The sequence below is a fragment of the Bradyrhizobium sp. HKCCYLS3077 genome (assembly GCF_051167555.1).
GTDB lineage: Bacteria > Pseudomonadota > Alphaproteobacteria > Rhizobiales > Xanthobacteraceae > Bradyrhizobium.
This window is the reverse complement of the sequence record NZ_JBNPTH010000004.1, coordinates 117,840-135,121: the sequence shown is the minus strand read 5'-3', so window position 1 is coordinate 135,121 and position 17,282 is coordinate 117,840. Positions and strand designations below refer to the sequence as shown.

General features: G+C 66.2%; 15 protein-coding genes. 3 read left to right on the top strand and 12 right to left on the bottom strand.

Annotated features, from left to right (window positions below; all coding sequences use genetic code 11):
• Positions 1 to 42: 42 nt before the first annotated feature.
• The 9 genes from tatC to ACQR0Z_RS16780 all read right to left on the bottom strand — a co-directional run bounded on the left by tatC (position 43) and on the right by ACQR0Z_RS16780 (position 9,714).
• Positions 43 to 876, bottom strand: coding sequence for a twin-arginine translocase subunit TatC (tatC, locus tag ACQR0Z_RS16820; RefSeq protein ID WP_434919396.1), 834 nt, complete (start codon positions 874 to 876; stop codon positions 43 to 45).
• Positions 873 to 1,391 carry a Sec-independent protein translocase protein TatB gene (tatB, locus tag ACQR0Z_RS16815; protein ID WP_434919395.1) on the bottom strand — a complete coding sequence of 173 codons (519 nt, stop codon included), beginning with the start codon at positions 1,389 to 1,391 and terminating at the stop codon, positions 873 to 875. Before tatB ends, tatC begins: the two co-directional genes overlap by 4 nt.
• A 109-nt stretch (positions 1,392 to 1,500) precedes the next feature.
• Complete coding sequence (locus tag ACQR0Z_RS16810; protein ID WP_006614346.1) at positions 1,501 to 1,734, bottom strand: twin-arginine translocase TatA/TatE family subunit; 234 nt, start codon at positions 1,732 to 1,734, stop codon at positions 1,501 to 1,503.
• 281 nt (positions 1,735 to 2,015) lie between these two features.
• Entirely contained in the window at positions 2,016 to 3,170 is a 1,155-nt protein-coding gene (gene scpB, locus ACQR0Z_RS16805; RefSeq protein WP_434919394.1) for an SMC-Scp complex subunit ScpB, read from the bottom strand.
• 19 nt (positions 3,171 to 3,189) lie between these two features.
• Positions 3,190 to 4,029, bottom strand: a complete 840-nt coding sequence (locus tag ACQR0Z_RS16800; RefSeq protein ID WP_434859046.1) for a segregation and condensation protein A — start codon at positions 4,027 to 4,029, stop codon at positions 3,190 to 3,192.
• Positions 4,026 to 5,054, bottom strand: a complete 1,029-nt coding sequence (nagZ, locus tag ACQR0Z_RS16795; protein WP_434919393.1) for a beta-N-acetylhexosaminidase — start codon at positions 5,052 to 5,054, stop codon at positions 4,026 to 4,028. Before nagZ ends, ACQR0Z_RS16800 begins: the two co-directional genes overlap by 4 nt.
• A 42-nt stretch (positions 5,055 to 5,096) precedes the next feature.
• A complete protein-coding gene (locus ACQR0Z_RS16790; RefSeq protein WP_434919392.1) occupies positions 5,097 to 6,647 on the bottom strand; it encodes an SPOR domain-containing protein in 1,551 nt (516 codons plus the stop codon).
• 95 nt (positions 6,648 to 6,742) lie between these two features.
• Entirely contained in the window at positions 6,743 to 8,539 is a 1,797-nt protein-coding gene (gene argS / locus ACQR0Z_RS16785; protein WP_434919391.1) for an arginine--tRNA ligase, read from the bottom strand.
• An 8-nt stretch (positions 8,540 to 8,547) separates the two neighbouring features.
• Positions 8,548 to 9,714: a deoxyguanosinetriphosphate triphosphohydrolase gene (locus ACQR0Z_RS16780; RefSeq protein WP_434919390.1), complete on the bottom strand. Its 1,167-nt coding sequence runs from the start codon at positions 9,712 to 9,714 to the stop codon at positions 8,548 to 8,550.
• 110 nt (positions 9,715 to 9,824) lie between these two features.
• Between ACQR0Z_RS16780 and erpA the strand changes: the two genes are divergently transcribed.
• Positions 9,825 to 10,172 carry an iron-sulfur cluster insertion protein ErpA gene (gene erpA, locus ACQR0Z_RS16775; protein WP_434859051.1) on the top strand — a complete coding sequence of 116 codons (348 nt, stop codon included), beginning with the start codon at positions 9,825 to 9,827 and terminating at the stop codon, positions 10,170 to 10,172.
• An 18-nt stretch (positions 10,173 to 10,190) separates the two neighbouring features.
• Here erpA and ACQR0Z_RS16770 read toward each other — a convergent pair whose 3' ends face one another.
• The 3 genes from ACQR0Z_RS16770 to ACQR0Z_RS16760 form a co-directional block, all read right to left on the bottom strand.
• The gene (locus ACQR0Z_RS16770) at positions 10,191 to 12,506 is read right to left on the bottom strand and encodes an ATP-binding protein (RefSeq protein WP_434919389.1); all 2,316 of its coding nucleotides are present in this window, start codon (positions 12,504 to 12,506) and stop codon (positions 10,191 to 10,193) included.
• An 811-nt stretch (positions 12,507 to 13,317) separates the two neighbouring features.
• The gene (locus tag ACQR0Z_RS16765; protein WP_434919388.1) at positions 13,318 to 14,058 is read right to left on the bottom strand and encodes a metallophosphoesterase family protein; all 741 of its coding nucleotides are present in this window, start codon (positions 14,056 to 14,058) and stop codon (positions 13,318 to 13,320) included.
• Between the two features lie 356 nt (positions 14,059 to 14,414).
• A complete protein-coding gene (locus tag ACQR0Z_RS16760) occupies positions 14,415 to 15,320 on the bottom strand; it encodes a LysR substrate-binding domain-containing protein (protein ID WP_434859054.1) in 906 nt (301 codons plus the stop codon).
• Positions 15,321 to 15,418: 98 nt separating this feature from the next.
• On the opposite strand from ACQR0Z_RS16760, the gene styA reads away from it, so the two are divergent.
• On the top strand, positions 15,419 to 16,666 hold the full coding sequence (gene styA / locus ACQR0Z_RS16755; RefSeq protein WP_434919387.1) for a styrene monooxygenase subunit StyA: 1,248 nt from the start codon (positions 15,419 to 15,421) through the stop codon (positions 16,664 to 16,666).
• Positions 16,667 to 16,688: 22 nt separating this feature from the next.
• Entirely contained in the window at positions 16,689 to 17,216 is a 528-nt protein-coding gene (locus ACQR0Z_RS16750; protein WP_434919386.1) for a flavin reductase family protein, read from the top strand.
• The last annotated feature ends 66 nt before the right edge of the window (positions 17,217 to 17,282 follow it).

Genomic DNA, 17,282 nt, shown 5'->3' with positions numbered 1-17,282 from the left:
ATGGGAACAGGCGCCCGGACGAACCCGGGCAACCTCATGGGGCTATTCGGACGGATTGGCCGGCAGATTGCCCGAGTCCGACGACGAGCCCGAACCGGACGAGGAACCAGCCTTGGCCGCAGCCGCCTGCTTCTCGACGATGCCGACTGCGATGATCGCGCCCTCGTACAGCGCCATCAGCGGCAGCGCCAGCGACGCCTGGCTCAGCACGTCCGGCGGCGTCAGCACCGCGGCGATGATGAAGGCGATGACGATGAAGTAGCGCCGCTTTTCCTTCAGCATCTTCGACGTCACGATGCCGATCCGCCCGAGCAGGGTCAGGATGACCGGCAGCTGGAACGCGATGCCGAAGGCGAAGATCAGCGACATCATCAGCGACAGATACTCGCCGACCTTGGGCATCAGCGCGATCTGCGCCGTCTCAGGGCCGCCGAGCTGCTGCATCCCGAGCGAGAAGCGCACGATCATCGGCCACACCGCAAAATAGACCAGCATGGCGCCGAGGACGAAGAAGACGGGGGTCGCGATCAGATAGGGCAGGAAGGCATTGCGCTCGTGCCTATACAGGCCCGGCGCGACGAACTTGTAGATCTGGGTCGCCACGATCGGAAACGAGATGAAGCCGGCGCCGAACATCGCGAGCTTGAGCTGCGTGATGAAGTATTCGAGCAGCTGCGTGTAGATGAACTTGCTGTTCTCCGCGCCCGCGACCCAAACGAACGGCAGCACCAGGATGTTGTAGATCTGCTTGGCGAAGAAGAAGCAGAAGATGAAGGCGACGCCGAAGCCGAGCAGCGCCTTGATCAGCCGCGAGCGCAGCTCGATCAGGTGGTCCATCAAGGGGGCCTTGCTGGCCTCGATGTCTTCGACGGTCATGACGCTTTGGCGTCCTTCAGACGTTCGGCCTCGGCCGACAATTCGGGCAGCGGCTCGGCCTTGATCTCGCGCACGATCGCCAGCGGCTCATTCGCCGCCTGATGGGCTTCCGCCTCGACGAAGGTCTCGGGACGAGGAAGCTCGGGAGTGGTCGGGGTGACCGGCGTCTCGGCCGCGGCAACCGGCTCCGACGGGGTTGCAGCCGGCTCCGCGGGCTTGTCCACGCCCTCGATGTCCAACGCCTTGTCGACGTCGCGCTGCAGTGACGACATCATGCCGCTGGGGGAAAACCCGCTCGCAGCTTCCTTGACCTCGTCAAAGCTCTTCTTGAGGTCGGCCATCTCGGCCTCGCGCATGGCTTCCTGGAACTGGCCCTGGAACTCCGATGCCATCCGGCGGGCCTTGCCCATCCACTGCCCGACCATGCGCAAAACGCCGGGAAGCTCCTTGGGACCGATCGCAATCAGCGCGACGACCCCAATGACGAGCAATTCACTCCAGCCGATATCGAACATGAAACAATCCGCCTACGCGACGACGCCCCTGATCCCGCCCTGCCCGGTCCTGCCGGAGCAGGCCCCGTTCGTGCGGAGCGCGCGCCGCCCGCGCCTCATCAACAGCAGATCAAACGGCCTTGCTGCCGACATCCGTGCGGGTGGCCGAAGGCGTCGCGCCATGGTCGATCGACTTGACCGGCTCGGTCTTCTCCGGCGCCTTGTCGTCGTCCTGCATGCCCTTCTTGAAGGCCTTGATGCCCTGCGCGACGTCGCCCATGAGATCGGAGATCTTGCCGCGCCCGAACAGGAGCAGGACGACCGCGATCACCACGATCCAGTGCCAAATGCTAAGCGAACCCATCCTGCAACCCTCCAAACACCGGCGCAGCCTTCACCCGACTGCCCGTCGAAGCTACCGCCGAAACCGCGCCAAATCCATGGACTTGCCCGCGACACTTCGCTTCTAGCATTCGATTGCGAAACGGCAATACGAACGCATCTCGGCGGAGCCAAAAACGGGGCGCGGGCCGCCCGATCTGGGCGGAAGGTAGGCGTCGGCGCTCGCAAAAACAAGCACTTCGGCTCCGCCAAATCGCGGGCGGAGCTACGTAATAACGCGAGTGTTAACAGCCGCGCAGGCCGTCACCCTTCCCGGTGCTCGGAGCCGTCCTCGTCGGTATCGCGGTCGGACTCGTCAGACTCGGCCGCGTCGGATTCGGCACCATCATCGGCGTCAGCCACCGCCTCATCCTCAGCCGCAACATCGGCCAGCTCCGCGACGGTCTCCTCTTCCGACTCGGCCGCGAGCTCCTGCTCCTCGATCTCCTCGACGTCGAGTTCCTCTTCCTCGAGCTCCTCGACCTCGAGGGCCGCTTCGTCGGTTGCGGCGTCCGCCTTGGTCGTCGAGATCGTCAGATCGCCGACGGCGAGCTGCGACGACGTCTCGTCATCGACAACGTCAGCCTCAGCTTCCGCGGCTCCCAGCTCTGCGGTCTCGGCGAGCGTTTCGACCGCACCGGTTTCGACAAGGCCGGTTTCGGCCGTGGCCGTCTCGGCCTCGGATGCCTCCGCCTCGGAGGCTTCCGCTTCGCCAGGCTCGGCCTCGACTGCCGGCGCCAGCGCCAGATCGAGATCGCCCGGATCCAACGGCTCCTCATCCTCGCGCAGCGTCGGATCGTCCGACGGCGTCGGCACGGTAAAGCCGGTGGGCAGCCGCGAATCCAAAAGGCCGGTGCCCTTCAGCTCTTCGAGGCCAGGCAGATCGCCCAACGTCTCGAGGGTGAACTGGGCGAGAAATGCGTCGGTGGTGCCGAAGGTCAGGGGCCGGCCCGGCGTCTTGCGACGTCCGCGCGGCTTGATCCAGCCGGTCTCGAGGAGAACGTCGAGCGTGCCCTTGGACGTCACCACGCCGCGAATCTCTTCGATCTCGGCGCGCGTCACCGGCTGATGATAGGCCACGATCGCGAGCACCTCGATGGCGGCGCGCGACAGCTTGCGCGTCTCGGTGCTCTCGCGCGTCATCAGCCAGGCGAGGTCGCCGGCGGTGCGGAAGGTCCATTTGCTGGCGACGCGAACGAGATTCACGCCGCGATTGGCGTAGTCCGCCTGCAGTTGCGCCAGCGCGGCCTTGATGTCGACACCTTCAGGCATACGCTTGGCAAGCGTGGCCTGCTCCAACGGCTCGGCCGAGGCAAACAGCAGCGCCTCGAGGATGCGCAACGCTTCGGGGCGCACCTCGGGTTCGCTCGTCGCGATCTCGTCGGGCTCTTCCATGCGCAGTTCCGCCAAGCTAGCCATGGCAGGGTCTCCTTCTTCGTTACTCAACCGTCAAGTCCGGCGCAGCCATGGCGCCAGGCTGGTTCGGTGGACGCTTACGAAAATACAGCGGCGCGAACGCCTGCTTCTGGTTCAGTTCGAGCTTGCCTTCGCGGACCAGTTCCAGCACGGCGGCAAAACTCGAGGCGAAGACGGTGGCCTTTTGCGTCGGCTCGGGGACGTAGGTCAGCAGGTAGTCGTCGAGACATCCCCAATCGTCCGAGACCTCGGTCATGCCGACCAGCCGCTCCAGCGTGGCGCGCGCCTCGGCGAGCGACCAGACATTGCGCTTGGCCATGTGCACCGATGTCACCACCCGCGCCTGGCGCTGGATGGCGTAGGCCGACAGCAGGTCGAACAGCGTCGCCGTGAACTTCGGCTTGCGCACCTCGGCGATCGCCTCCGGATTGCCGCGTGGGAACACGTCGCGCTGGAACTGCGGCCGGTTCATCAGGCGGTTGGCGGCCTCGCGGATCGCCTCCAGCCGGCGCAACCGGTTGGCGAGCGCGGTCGCCATCTCCTCGGCGCTCGGACCTTCCTGCGCAGGCGGCTCCGGCAGCAGCAGGCGCGACTTCAGGAACGCGAGCCACGCTGCCATCACGAGATAGTCCGCAGCGAGCTCCAGCCGGATCTTTCGGGCGGCCTCGATGAACTGGAGATACTGGTCGGCGAGCGCCAGGATCGAGATCTTGGCGAGGTCGACCTTCTGCTGCCGCGCCAGCGCCAGCAGAAGGTCGAGCGGGCCCTCGTAGCCCTCGACGTCGACGACCAACGCCGGTTCGGCCTCGGCCAGCTCCGTCGTGGGACGGCCGGTTTCAAACGACAGAATTTCAGCGGTCATGCGCTCGCGGGTCCCAGCCGGTTGATCAGGGCATCGAGCTCGGCGCGCGCGGCGATCCGATCGAAGCCCGTGGGTGCTTTGCGCGCCGCCAGCGCGCGATCGGCGCGGGTCAGAGCCTCGCCTGCAAGCTCCGGCGTCTCGGCCGCGACGGCCTGCATCTCGTCGAGCTTGCCGTTGCAATGCAGAACCATGTCGCAGCCGGCGGCGACGATCGCGCGGGTGCGCTCGGCGATCGAACCGGCCAAGGCGTTCATGGAAACGTCATCACTCATCAACAAACCCTGGAACCCGATCCGTTCGCGAATCACCCGCTGGATCATTGTCGCAGAAGTCGTGGCCGGATGGGCGGCGTCGATCGCGCTAAACACAACATGTGCAGTCATCGCCATCGGCAGGTCGGCAAGCGGCCGGAAGGCGGCGAAATCGGTCGCGTCGAGCTCCGCCTCCGGCGTGTCGACCGTCGGCAGCAGGTGGTGGCTGTCGGCGGTGGCGCGGCCGTGCCCCGGGATGTGCTTGAGCACCGGCAGCACACCGCCCTCTTCCAGCCCCTTCGTCACGGCGCGAGCGATCGCCGCCACCTTGGCCGGCGTTGTGCCATAGGCCCGGTCTCCGATCACGGCGTCGGCGCCGGCGATGGGGACATCGGCGATCGGCAGGCAGTCGACGGTGATCCCGAGCTGAATCAGATCGTCGGCGATCAGGCGGGCGCTGAGCCAGGCGGCGCGGAGGCCGAGGGCCGAATCAAGGTCGTAGAGGCGGTCGAACACGATGCCGGCGGGATAGGCCGGCCAGTGCGGCGGACCGAGCCGCTGCACCCGCCCGCCCTCCTGGTCGATCAGGACGGGGGCGTCGGCGCGGCCGGCGCAATTCCGTAATTCCTGAACCAATGCAGTCACTTGGGATGGTGACTGGACATTGCGTTTGAACAGGATGAAGCCCCAGGGCTTCGCATCGCGGATGAACGCGCGCTCGGCGTCGGTGAGGTCCAGCCCGGCGACGCCGGTAATGAAAGCCCGCATGGTCATGCGGGCCGCATAGACCCCGCTTCGGGGGCGGTCAAGCAAGCCTTAATTGTTGCTAAACGGGAAACACTGTCCACCGGCAGTTTTCAACGATCCGCACATCTTGTTGGCCTCTTCCTTCGTCGCGAAGGGGCCGACAGCCGCGCGGTACTTGACACCACCCTTGTCACCCAGATCCATCCGCTTGATGATCGGCTCGTACTTGCCGAGCACCGCCGGGTACTTGTCCTGCACGGCCTTGTACGACGTGGTCGCCTCGGCCTCGCTGGCCTGCGACGAGATCGACACCAGGTAGCCGCCGGTGCGCTCGGTCTGGGTCTGCTCGGTCACCGGCACGGCCGCCGCGATCCGGGCGGGCGCCGTAGCTGGCGCAGCCGGCTGCGGCGTCAGCGGCATCGGGCTCTCCGTCGCCGAGGCATTGGCGTTGGCCGGAGACTTCTTCGCCTTGGCTGCCTGCTTGGCCGCCGGCGCGGCCGGCATTGGCGCACCGCCTGCATCGGCCGGAGGCTGGTTGCCGCCGGTCACCGACAGCGTCTTGATCGGACGCGGATCGCTGTTCGGCAAGGTGCCGTTGGCATTGGCCATCTGCGACAGCGGCACGGCGCCGGCGCTCACCGGCGGCGGAGCCCCGTTCTGGCTCATCTGCGGAAACACCACGCGCGGATTGCCGCCGCCGCGGGTGTTCAGATCCATCGGCGCCTCCTCGCGCGACACCAGCTTTTCGCCACCATCATTGCCGAGCAGGCGGTCCGGCACCTTCGGTGTCGTATCCTGCTGCGCCATGATCTTGGTCGGGCTGTTGTCGGCGCGAATGATCGGCGGTTCGCCGGTCCGCCCGGATGAAATGTAGGTCTTGTAGCCGTAGGCGCCGCCGGTCCCGACAACGGCGAGCGCCAGCACGGCAAGCACCGTGCTCATGCCGCCACGTCGCCGCGGCCGCTCCTCTTCCTCGCCCTCGTCGTAGCCGTCCTGATAGCCGTACTGGCTGTCCTGGAAGTCGTTGTCGCCCTGGAATCCCTGCTGACCGCCCATCTGGCCGAACAGCGCATCGTCGTAGCGCGACGAGTCGGGCTCGTTGTCGTCGAAACCATTGCCGCGATCGAAGTCGCGGTCGTTCTCGGCAAAGCCATGGCGCGACTCGCCGACGCTGTAGTCGAGCTTGGAGAGCTGATCGGCAAATTCGGCGTTCGGGAAACCCGGCTGAGGACGGGGCTGCGCGGGAGCAAAGTCCTGCTCCGGGAAACTCGGCTGAGCGCGCGGATCCTGATAGCCGGCCGGAAAGGACGGCGCAGGCTGCTGCGGCTCACGTCCCATGTCGGCAAACGGATTGGCCGCGGCCTGCGGCTGGGCACGCTGCATCCAGGCAGGGGCGCCGGCCGGCGGCATGCCTGCGGCCGGCTGCTCCGGAGCCGGTGCGGCGGGGCGCGCCATCGGACGCTGTTGAGCTTGCGGGGTCGCACGGCCCGGGGCCGCGAAAGGATCGTTCTGCCCGATCAGGCGCGCGAGTTCGGCGAGCGGATCGGCATCGGCCTGCTGGTTTCCACCGCGACCGAAACCATCGGCGGGAAAGGGTCTGTCCTGGTAACGATCAGCCATCGTTTTGAAGCGTCCCTGCGGGTGAGCCGCACATGCGTCCTAAGGCGGACCCTGCCAGATTGAGGCCCCCAACTGAAGTCGTGTGTTTCCCCCAATCAGCGCATTGCATCAGGAGCATTAACGCCCAAGATCGCAAGTCCCGACGCCAGAACCGAGACGACGCCCTGAACCATGGCCAAACGTGCCTTGGTCAATTCTGCATCATCATCGATAATGAAGCGTAAATAGGGCAAATCCCGCCCCCGCGTCCAGTGGGCGTGAAATTCGCTTGCAAGTTCATAGAGGTAGAAGGCGACCCGGTGCGGCTCATGCGCCAGTGCCGCGCTCTCGACCGTACGTGGGTACAGCGCGAGCTGTTTCAAGAGGCCGTGTTCGGTCGGATCCGACAGTTTTTCGAGGTTCGCGCTGCTCAGGAACGCGATTCGAGCTCCCTCCTCTTCCGGCAGGTCCGGGAACATCTCCCGGGCATTGCGGAACACCGAGTAGCCCCGAGCGTGGCCGTACTGGACGTAGAACACCGGGTTGTCGCGCGACTGCTCGATCACCTTGGCGAGGTCGAAATCGAGCACGGCGTCGTTCTTGCGATAAAGCATCATGAAACGGACCGCATCGCGCCCCACTTCATCAACAACTTCCCGCAAGGTGACGAAGTCGCCGGAGCGCTTCGACATCTTCACCGGCTCGCCATTGCGCAACAGCTTGACCAGCTGCACGACCTTGACGTCGAGCGTGGCCTGCGCCGCGGTCACCGCCTTCACCGCGGCCTGCATGCGCTTGATGTAGCCACCGTGATCGGCGCCGAACACGTCGATGAGATCGACGAAGCCGCGCTCGAACTTGTGACGATGATTGGCGATGTCGGAGGCGAAATAGGTGTAGCTGCCGTCCGACTTGATCAGCGGCCGGTCCACGTCATCACCGAACGCGGTGGCGCGGAACAGGAGCTGCTCGCGATCCTCCCAATCCTCGACCGGAGCGCCCTTCGGCGGCGGCAGACGGCCTTCATAGACATCGCCGCGCTCGCGCAGGAAATCGATGGTCTCGGCAACCTTGTTGTTGCCGCGGGTGATCAGCGAGCGCTCCGAGAAGAACACGTCGTGACGGATGTTGAGCGCGGCGAGATCATCCTTGATCTCGTCCATCATCATCGCGATCGCCTTGTCGCGCACGACCGGCAGCCATTCGGCTTCCGACATTGCCTTCAGCTTGTCGCCATGCTCCGCGACGAGCGCCTGCCCGACGGGCTTCAGGTAGTCGCCAGGATAGAGCCCGTCCGGAATCGCGCCGATGTCCTCGCCGAGCGCCTCGCGATAACGGAGGAACGCGGAGCGCGCGAGCACGTCGACCTGCGCGCCGGCATCGTTGATGTAGTACTCGCGGGTGACGTCACGGCCGGCGAACTGCAGCAGGCTGCACAGCGCATCGCCGAACACGGCGCCGCGGCAGTGGCCGACATGCATCGGGCCAGTTGGATTGGCGGAGACATATTCGACGTTCACCTTCGGCGCACCTGGCACCGGCGCGACACGGCCGTAGGTGGCGCCTTCGCGCAGGATGGTCGCGAGCGCCCTCGCCCACACCCCCGGCTGCAAAGTGAGGTTGATGAAGCCCGGACCGGCGACGTCGACCTTGGCGACGAGTTCATCGGCGCGCAGCCGTTCGGCGATCTTTTCAGCGAGATCACGCGGCTTGGCCTTTGCCTCCTTGGCGAGCACCATCGCGGCGTTAGTGGCCATGTCGCCATGGCTCGGGTCGCGCGGCGGCTCGACGACCACGCGCGAAAAATCGATGCCTTCCGGCCAGCCGCCCTCCGTGGCGAGCGCGGCGCAGATGGCGTGCACGCGGGCCAGCACGTCGGCAAAAAGATAGGGTGTAGACGCTTGTTCGACCATGCCGCCGCCTAACGCAAATCCGGAGTCGAGTCAAAAAGCCGGTGGTGTTCGGTTAAGGCAAAACGGTCCGTCATTCCGGCGATAAAGTGGCCGATCCGGCGCGCGCGATCGCCGTCGCCCTCGCAGCCATCCAGCCAGCCGGCTGGCAGCGATCCGGCATCGTCCTGGTAGCGGCCGAACAGGTCGGCCACGATACGCTCGGCATCACGCATCACGCGCATCACCCGCTCATGCCGATACATCCGCTTCCAGAGGAACGCCTTGACCGTCGCCTCGTGCTCGGCCACGTCGGGCGGAAAGGCCACCAGCGCGCCGGCATGGCGGCGGACGTCATGGGGCGAGACCGGCTGCGCCCGCTCGATTCGCCGCTGCGCTTCGGCGGCCACGGCGCCGATCAGATAGGAGATCAGCTCGCGGACCAGCTCGGCCCCCCGCCGGATATTGTCCAGGCCGGGATAATGCCGGTCGATCTCGGCGATCATCGCCGCGAGCAGCGGGACCTCCTCGAGGTCGTCGAGCGTGAACAGGCCCGCGCGCAAGCCATCGTCGATGTCATGCGCATCATAGGCGATGTCGTCGGACAGCGCCGCGACCTGGGCCTCGACCGAGGCGTAGCTCCACAGCTCCAGGTCGAACCGGGCATTGAACTCGACGATTCCGGCCGGGATCTGCCCCTGCAACGGCCCGTTGTGCTTGACGATGCCTTCAAGCGACTCCCAGGTCAGATTGAGGCCGTCGAAATCGGGGTAGCGCTGCTCGAACGACGTCACGATGCGCAGGGTCTGGGCATTATGATCGAAGCCGCCATGGTCAGCCATGCAGCGGTTCAGCGCCCGTTCGCCGGCATGGCCGAACGGCGGATGGCCAAGATCATGCGCCAGGGCCAGCGTCTCCGTCAGGTCCTCGTCGAGCCCGAGCTGGCGCGCCAGCGCGCGGGCGATCTGGGCAACCTCGAGGGAATGGGTCAACCGGGTGCGGTAATGGTCGCCTTCGTGGAAGACGAACACCTGGGTCTTGTGCTTCAGCCTGCGAAAGGCGGTGGAATGGATGACCCGGTCGCAATCCCTGCGAAAGGCGCTCCGGGTGCGCGAGGGCGGCTCGGCGAACAACCGGCCCCGGCTGCGATCGGGGTCGCAGGAATAGGGAGCGCGGGAAGCAGCCATTCCGACCGACACGGGCGATTGTTCCTTTTGAGGTTTGATTCCAGGCCGGAGCCCACTTAACTATGGGGAGTGCCCGATGCCAAATGAAGTGGGCATGACGCGCCTTCCGGAGACCCTTCGCCATGACTGATGCCATGACTGATGCCACCCCTGTCACCATCAGCGAACGTGCCGCCCGCCGCATCGGCGAGATTCTCGGCAAGGAGACGGCTGGCGCGATGCTGCGCATCTCGGTCGAGGGCGGCGGCTGCTCGGGTTTCCAGTACAAGTTCGACATCGACCGCGCCAAGGCCGATGACGACCTCGTCATCGAACGCGACCGCGCCGTGGTGCTGGTCGATCCGGCCTCGGTGCCGTTCCTGGCCGGCTCCGAGGTCGACTTCGTCGACGACCTGATGGGCGCCTCGTTCCGGATCAACAATCCCAACGCCACCGCCTCCTGCGGCTGCGGCACCAGCTTCTCGGTCTGATCCCTCCCCGGCCCGCCTCTAGGCCTCCGCGGTCACGGCCGGATCTTCCGACGGCGCGAGCGCGGGCGCGTCCACGCTTGGGGTAGCCGTTCCCAACGCCTTCAGCATGGCCGCCACCATCGCGGGCTTTCGCAGCGGCTTCGCCAGGAAGTCACTCATGCCCGCCTCGCGGCATTGCTTGATGTCATCCGGGAAGGCATTGGCCGTCAGCGCGATGATCGGCAGCTCGGCCAGCCGGCCGCCCTTGGCGCGAATGGTGCGCGTCGCCGTGATGCCGTCCATCTCGGGCATGCGCACGTCCATCAGCACCAGGTCGAACGCCTGCTCGGAGGCGGCGTTCACCGCCTGCAGGCCATCCGGCACGATGCATTTGTCGACCGCGAACTCCTGCAGCATCTTCGACACGACCATGCGGTTGGTGGCATCGTCCTCCGCGATCAGCACGCGCAGCGGACGGCCGAGCGCCTCGATGCGCGTCTTCAGATCGCCGGCACCGACGCGGTCGCCGCGCTGATCGGAGATCTGCTTGTCGCTCCACGGCAAGGTCAGGCTGAAGCGGAAGGTCGAGCCCTCGCCCTGCACCGAGGACACCGCGATCGATCCGCCCATCTGCTCGATGATGCGCCGGGAGATCGCAAGCCCGAGCCCGGTGCCGCCGAACCGGCGGTTGATCGAGGCGTCGGCCTGCGCGAATTCGCTGAACAGCCTGCCGACGCGATCGGCGGGAATACCGATGCCGGTGTCGGAGACGCGCCACTCGATCGTGGCCTTGTGATCGTCGCGCGTGCGGCAGGCCACCGCAATGGTGACGCCGCCCTGCTCGGTGAACTTCACCGCATTGGACGCGAGGTTGATCAGCACCTGGCGGATGCGCGCGACATCGCCCTTGAGCGACGGCGGCAGTTGCGGATCGATGTCGGCATTGACCAGCAGGCTCTTCGATTTGGCGTTGACGCCGATGATCGAGGTGACCGCCTCGACCAGCGCCGCCGGCGAGAAGTCGACCGTCTCGAATTCGAGCTTGCCGGCGTTGAGCTTCGACAGATCGAGAATGTCGTTGAGGATGCGTTGCAGATTGTCGCCGGATTCGCGGATCGTCATCACGGCGTGACGCTGATCCTCGTCGAGCTTGGTCTCCAGCAAGGTCGAGGCGAGGCCGAGCACGCCGTTCATCGGCGTGCGGATCTCGTGGCTCATCATGGCCAGGAAGTCGGACTTGGCGCGGCTCTCGGCCTCCGCCTGCTCGGCGCGCCAGCGCTCGGTGACGTCGCGGCCGAAGCCGCGATAGCCGGCGAACTTGCCGTCATAGTCGCGCGCCGGCCGGGCGGTGATCGCCCAGCGGCGGCGCTCGCCGCCCGCGACCACGACATGGATCAGGCTCTCCGGGATCGACAGCCGCTGCGCCATCCGGTCGGCGAGCGTCTTCAGGGTCGCCGTGTCGGTCGGACAAAGATATTTCAGCGTGTCGATCAGCCGCTCACCCTTGAGCTGATCGAGCGGCAATTGCGCGACGTCGGCAAAGCGCTGCGGCGCGTCGATCAGCCGGCCCTCGGCATCGGTCTGCCACAGCCAGCTCGAGGCGTTCTCCTGGAATTCCTTCAGGAGCAGCGAGATCGTCTCGTTCTGCCGCTCATGCCGGATCTGCGCCTTCAGGTTCTCCAGGAACACGTTGCCGTGCGACACCAGGTGCCGCACCATGAACGACGTGTAGAGCAGCAGGAAGACGACGAGCACGAGATAGGTCGCCCCGCCGCACAGGAACAGCGACGCGACCGAGCACAGCATCAGGCTCCAGGTGTAGGCCAGACCCGCCCGCGGCACGCTCGACATCGCGAACGCGCCGCCGGAGATCATACCCGTCATCAGCGAGCCGACGATGATCTGCAGATGCGGCTCGACCTGCGGCATCACGATGAGCGGCAACGAACCCCACACGACCGAGAGGAAGAACGCCTGCAGCGTCATGCGGTTGATGGCGCGCTCCGAAGCCTCCTGCGGCCGCGCCTTGCGCGCGCGCCACCAGCCCCGCAGCGCCAGGCCGCCGGCGAGGGCGATGGCCGCGCCCCAGGCGACGAGGAAAGCATTCGAGACGATGTTCCAGAAGACGCCGAGGACGATCGCCGCGTTCGCGAAATTGATGCCGATCGTCACAGGCACGAGGCGCGCCACGGCATCGACCTGCCGGGCCCGAATGCGCCGGCGATCACGCTCCATCAGCGCTTCGTCGTCGAGCGTCTCGATCGCCCCGAAACCGCTGATCCAAAGGAAGAAGGCACTGAGCGGGCTATGGCCGTCCGCTTGCTTCGCGCGCGAGGGATCCCCAGACCAGATCATGTGGGCGTCGAACCTTCCTGATGATCCCCAGCCATGCCTGATCGGCTGCTTCAGCCGCGTTAATTGCCCCGCCCGTAGAATTACGGATCGCTCTTCCCGGGCCGCACACATCGCGCGTCGGGCCGTTGGCCGGCAGGGTCGGATGGGTACGATCAGGCGTTCTCGCGGCATCCTCAGCCCGAGTCATGATGATCAGTTTCACCCTCGTTGAGGTCGAGGGCGCAGGGAATGCCGGGTGCTGGCCGCAACCCATGGCCCGCCTGCAGAAAAAGTAGCAGGCGGCAGTCACCACAGGTCCAGCCGGTCAACCGGCATTCCCTGCGCGATGGCGTTACGCCTTATACGTCCTCTCCCCGGGGACCGGCTGTCTTGCCCCCGTCACCAGCGGATCATCGTCACCACCGGCTTGACCTCAGCATCGGGAGGTCAGGACCTTACGATTTCGGCGTGCGCCGGAGCCGTTCGTCCGCACGGCACGAGGCCATGCTGCGGCTCACGACGCCCATCGCATCCCACCCCGCGTGCCGTGACGATCGCGATACGCCCCTCGTGCCGGGACGGGACAGCTCATAGAAACATGATTTCCGAAATTTCGAAACAAGGAAATTTTTCGTTTCAGGACTGGACAGGCCAAATCAGCTTGATGCGGCTCGCGAAATCCGTTTTTGCGCGCAGGCGGTTGCGATGCCGCCGGCGCGCCCCCGCGCGAACAAACAAGCGCGATGGTCCAGACCGATTTGCCCGACGGCCATCGGGACATGCGGTCGAGCGCCTTCGCTCTCCTTGGCTCTCCTTGGCTCGCGTCCGCGTGTCAGATCACGGCGCCGGAGGCGTAGGCGCCCGCCCAGTGCGGAAAGCCGGTCTCGACGGCGCGCGCGGCGGCGTGGTCCCAGTCATAGGTCAGCGCCAGCAGCTCGGCCTGCCAGTGTCCACGCCGCTCGGTCAGCACAGCGTAACGGGCGTGCGGCGAGCGATGTTCGAGCTGAGCCGCGATCGGAATGTCGGCGAACACCGGACAGCCGACGCTGCCGGGATTGACCACCATGGGACCGCGCGGCACCTGCACCACCGCCTGCCGATGGCTGTGACCGCACAGCACGAGCGTCGCGCCGCCGAGATCAACGAGACGCGAAGCCAGCACGTCGCGGCGCGCCGGGACATAGCGGCCGTCGTCCGTCATCTCTTCCAGCAACATCGCGCAGTCGTCGTTCGGCGTGCCGTGAACGGCGAGGATGCCCTGCTCCAGCGCAATCCGCGGCGGCAGCGCATGCAACGCGCGGCGCTGCTCGGCGCTCAGCGCAGCGCGCGTAAACCGACCGGCCGGCGAAAGCTTCTCCTCCGGAAACTCCTCGATCCACCGGTCATGATTGCCGCGCACCGTGGGCAGCGCCAGGGATTGCAGCAGCTCGAGGGTTTCCAACGGCCACAACGGGCTGGTCACGCAGTCGCCGAGATTCACAGTCGTATCGACGCCGCGCGCCTTGATGTCGTCGAGCACCGCCTCCAGTGCCGGCAGATTGCCATGCACATCGGAAATCACAGCCAGCCGCATCGGTCGTTCCCTTGCAGTCCTGTCTCAGCGAACATTCACTTGTGGCAGACTGTACCATCCTCGTCATTGCGAGCGAAGCGACGTGTCCGCCTTAGCCCGCAGAGCGACGGCGGAAGCAATCCAGGGTCGCGCGCTGCCCAATACAGCGCCCTCGCCCCTTGTGGGAGAGGGCATGTAGGACAGCGCCTCGAACTCGGTTGGGTGAGGGGTTCTCTCCACGAGCAACGTCTGTCGAAAGGGCCCCCTCACCCAACCGAGTGCGCCGATAGGCCGTACATGCCCTCTCCCACAAGGGGCGAGGGCGCAGTCATGCACACCGATAGTGCTGCGCGTCTTCTCCTTGTTGCTACGGATCATCACTGCGGCGCACCGATCGCAAACACATCAGCGCGCTCGATGATGAGGTCGCGGAACAGGCGGGCGCGGTGGGACATCCATTGCGGGTCGGGATAGACGACGTGGAGCGGCAGCGAGGGGACGTCGTAGTCGGGCAGCAGGTGGACGAGCTTGCGGGATGCGATATGAGCCACCGCGCACCAGTCCGGCAGCACGGCGGCGCCCAGCCCCTCCAGCGCGGCCAGCGTCATGATGTCGGCGTCGTCACAGGTCAGCGACGGCGTGATGCCGACGACGTGGCGGCCGGTCTCGGATTCGAAGCTCCATTCGTTCTTCGGCGACAGCCGCGAATAGGTCACGCAGGGCAGCTGGCGCAGATCGTTGGGCAGGCGCGGCGCACGGTGCCTGGTCAGCAGCGCCGGCGATGCGACCAGCAGCCGCTTCACGGTACCGACGCGGCGCGCGACCAGCGAGCTCGACGAGAGCACGCCGATGCGGATGGCGAGCTCGGTGCCGGTCTCGACGAGGTCGACGAACTGCTCGGTGAAGCGGATGTCGAGCCGCACCTCGGGATAGCGGCGGCCATACTCCGCAAAAATGTCGGCGAAGAAGAAGCGGCCGAACGAGGTCGGCACCGTCATCCGCAACGTGCCTGAGGGCGCGCCGACGCGGCGCGGCGACGGCACGCCGGCGCTCTCGAACAAGGTCACGATGTCCTTGGCGAGCTTGAGCACCCGGTCGGCATCGGGCGTGGGACGCAGCTTGCGCGTGGTGCGGACGAACAGCCGGCAGCCGAACTGCTCCTCCAGGAGCGCGATGCGCTTGGTGATCGCCGGCTGGCCCAGGCCGAGATCGGCCGCCGCCTGGGTGAAGCTGCCGGCCTCCATGACCCGGATGAAGGTCTGCAACGCGTCGATCCGGTCCATCCATTCCTCCCCGGAATGAGTTTTATTCTTGCCATTCCGTATACGTGATCGGGAGGACTGGTCTAGCCTCTCAAAAAAATCACGAGGGAGGGAGACCCATGGAGAAGTCGATTGGCATCGTCGGCGCCGGCATCGGCGGACTGCATCTCGCGCTCTATCTGCAGAAGCACGGCATCCAGGCCACTGTCCTGACCGACCGCGAGCCCGAGCAGTATGCTGCAACGCGCCTGATGAATACCGTGGCGCACCACGGCATCACGGTGGCCCGGGAGAACGAGCTCGGCGTCAACCATTGGGACGATCCCGAATTCGTCTATCACCATCACGATCACTTCTTCAATTTCCCGGGCAGCCCCCTGCTCTTCCGCGGCGCGTTCAAGCAGCCGAGCCGCGCGGTCGACTACCGGATCTATTTGCCGGCGCTGATGAAGGATTTCGAGGATCGCGGCGGGACCATCGAATACGCCAGCATCCAGGACGACGACATCCCGGCGCTGGTGGCGCGGTTCGATCTGCTGGTGGTGTCGACCGGCAAGGGCGCGCTCGGGCGGATGTTCAGCCACCGGCCGGAGCTGTCGCCCTACAATCAGCCGCAGCGCCTGCTCTGCGTCGGGCTGTATGACGGCGTCGATCACGGCAGCCCTGACGGCGACGATCCGCGCGGCGTGACGCTGTCGGTGTCGCCCGGGCATGGCGAGATGATCGTGATCCCAACGCTCACCTTCGGCGGCATGAAGACGGCGCTGCTGATGGAGAACATCCCGGGCGGCGACATGGCCGATCTCGTCTCGCTCAACTACGATGCGGACCCGGCGGGCTTCCGCCAGACCATGCTCGACAAGCTCGAGAAACATCATCCGCACACCTACAACAAGATCGATACGCACCGCTTCGACCTGCAGCCGCTGGACCTGCTGCAGGGCGCGGTGGTGCCGACGGTGCGGCGCTCCTCGGTCAGCTTCGACGACGGCAAGATCGCCATCGCACTCGGCGACGTGCATTCGGTGGTCGATCCGATGATGGGCCAGGGCGCCAACATGGCCTCCTACGCCGCGTTCGAGCTCGGCAAGGCGATCGTCGAGGCCGTGGCGTTCGACGACCGCTTCGTCGAGACGGTCGACCGCGCGCGCGAGAACCGCGTGATCGCGGCGGCGCGCTGGACCAACCTGATGCTGCAGCCGCCGTCGGAGGCGATGGGCCGGCTGATCTTCACGATGGCGCAGAACCGCGCGCTATGCGACGAGTTCACCGACAATTTCAACTATCCGGAACGGCAGTGGGACCGGCTCGCCAGCGACCGGCGCATCCATGCCTGGATCGACGAGCGCACGCCGCTGGCGGCCTGAGACGGAGGAAGCGGAGCAGCTCATGAGCCATCATGCCGATCCCGCGAGTTTTCGCGCAGCCGCCTCGCGGTTCTCAACCGGCGTGACGGTCGTCACCAGCAGCGATGCCGACGGCGCGGCCGTCGGCATGACCGCCAACAGCTTCACCACGGTGTCGATGCAGCCGCCGACGGTGCTGGTCTCACTGAAGCGCGGCCGCACGTGGCAGGCGGTGAGCGAGACGCGGCGCTACGCGGTGAACGTGCTCGCGGCCGATGACGTCGCGATCGGCCGGCACTTTGCGGGGACGCCGCTGGCGCAAGGCGCGCCGATGCTGGATGCGCGTGACGGCTTCTTCCTGCTGCCGCAGGCGATCGCGCAATTCGGCTGCGATGTGGTGAGTTCGGTCGAGATTGCCGACCACACGCTGTTCATCGGCGAGGTCCGCTGGTGCCGCCACCGCGACGGCCTGCCGCTGGCGTTCTATGCAAGCCGGTTCCGGAATGGGGTGGGCGCGGAGATCCTGCCGGGCGATGCGCTGGCTTATCCGGCGGAGGGGTGGAGTATTTGATCGCGCGGCGCGGCACCAATTCGCCAGTCGCTGCTGCGGCTGCTCACCCTCATGGTGAGGAGGCGC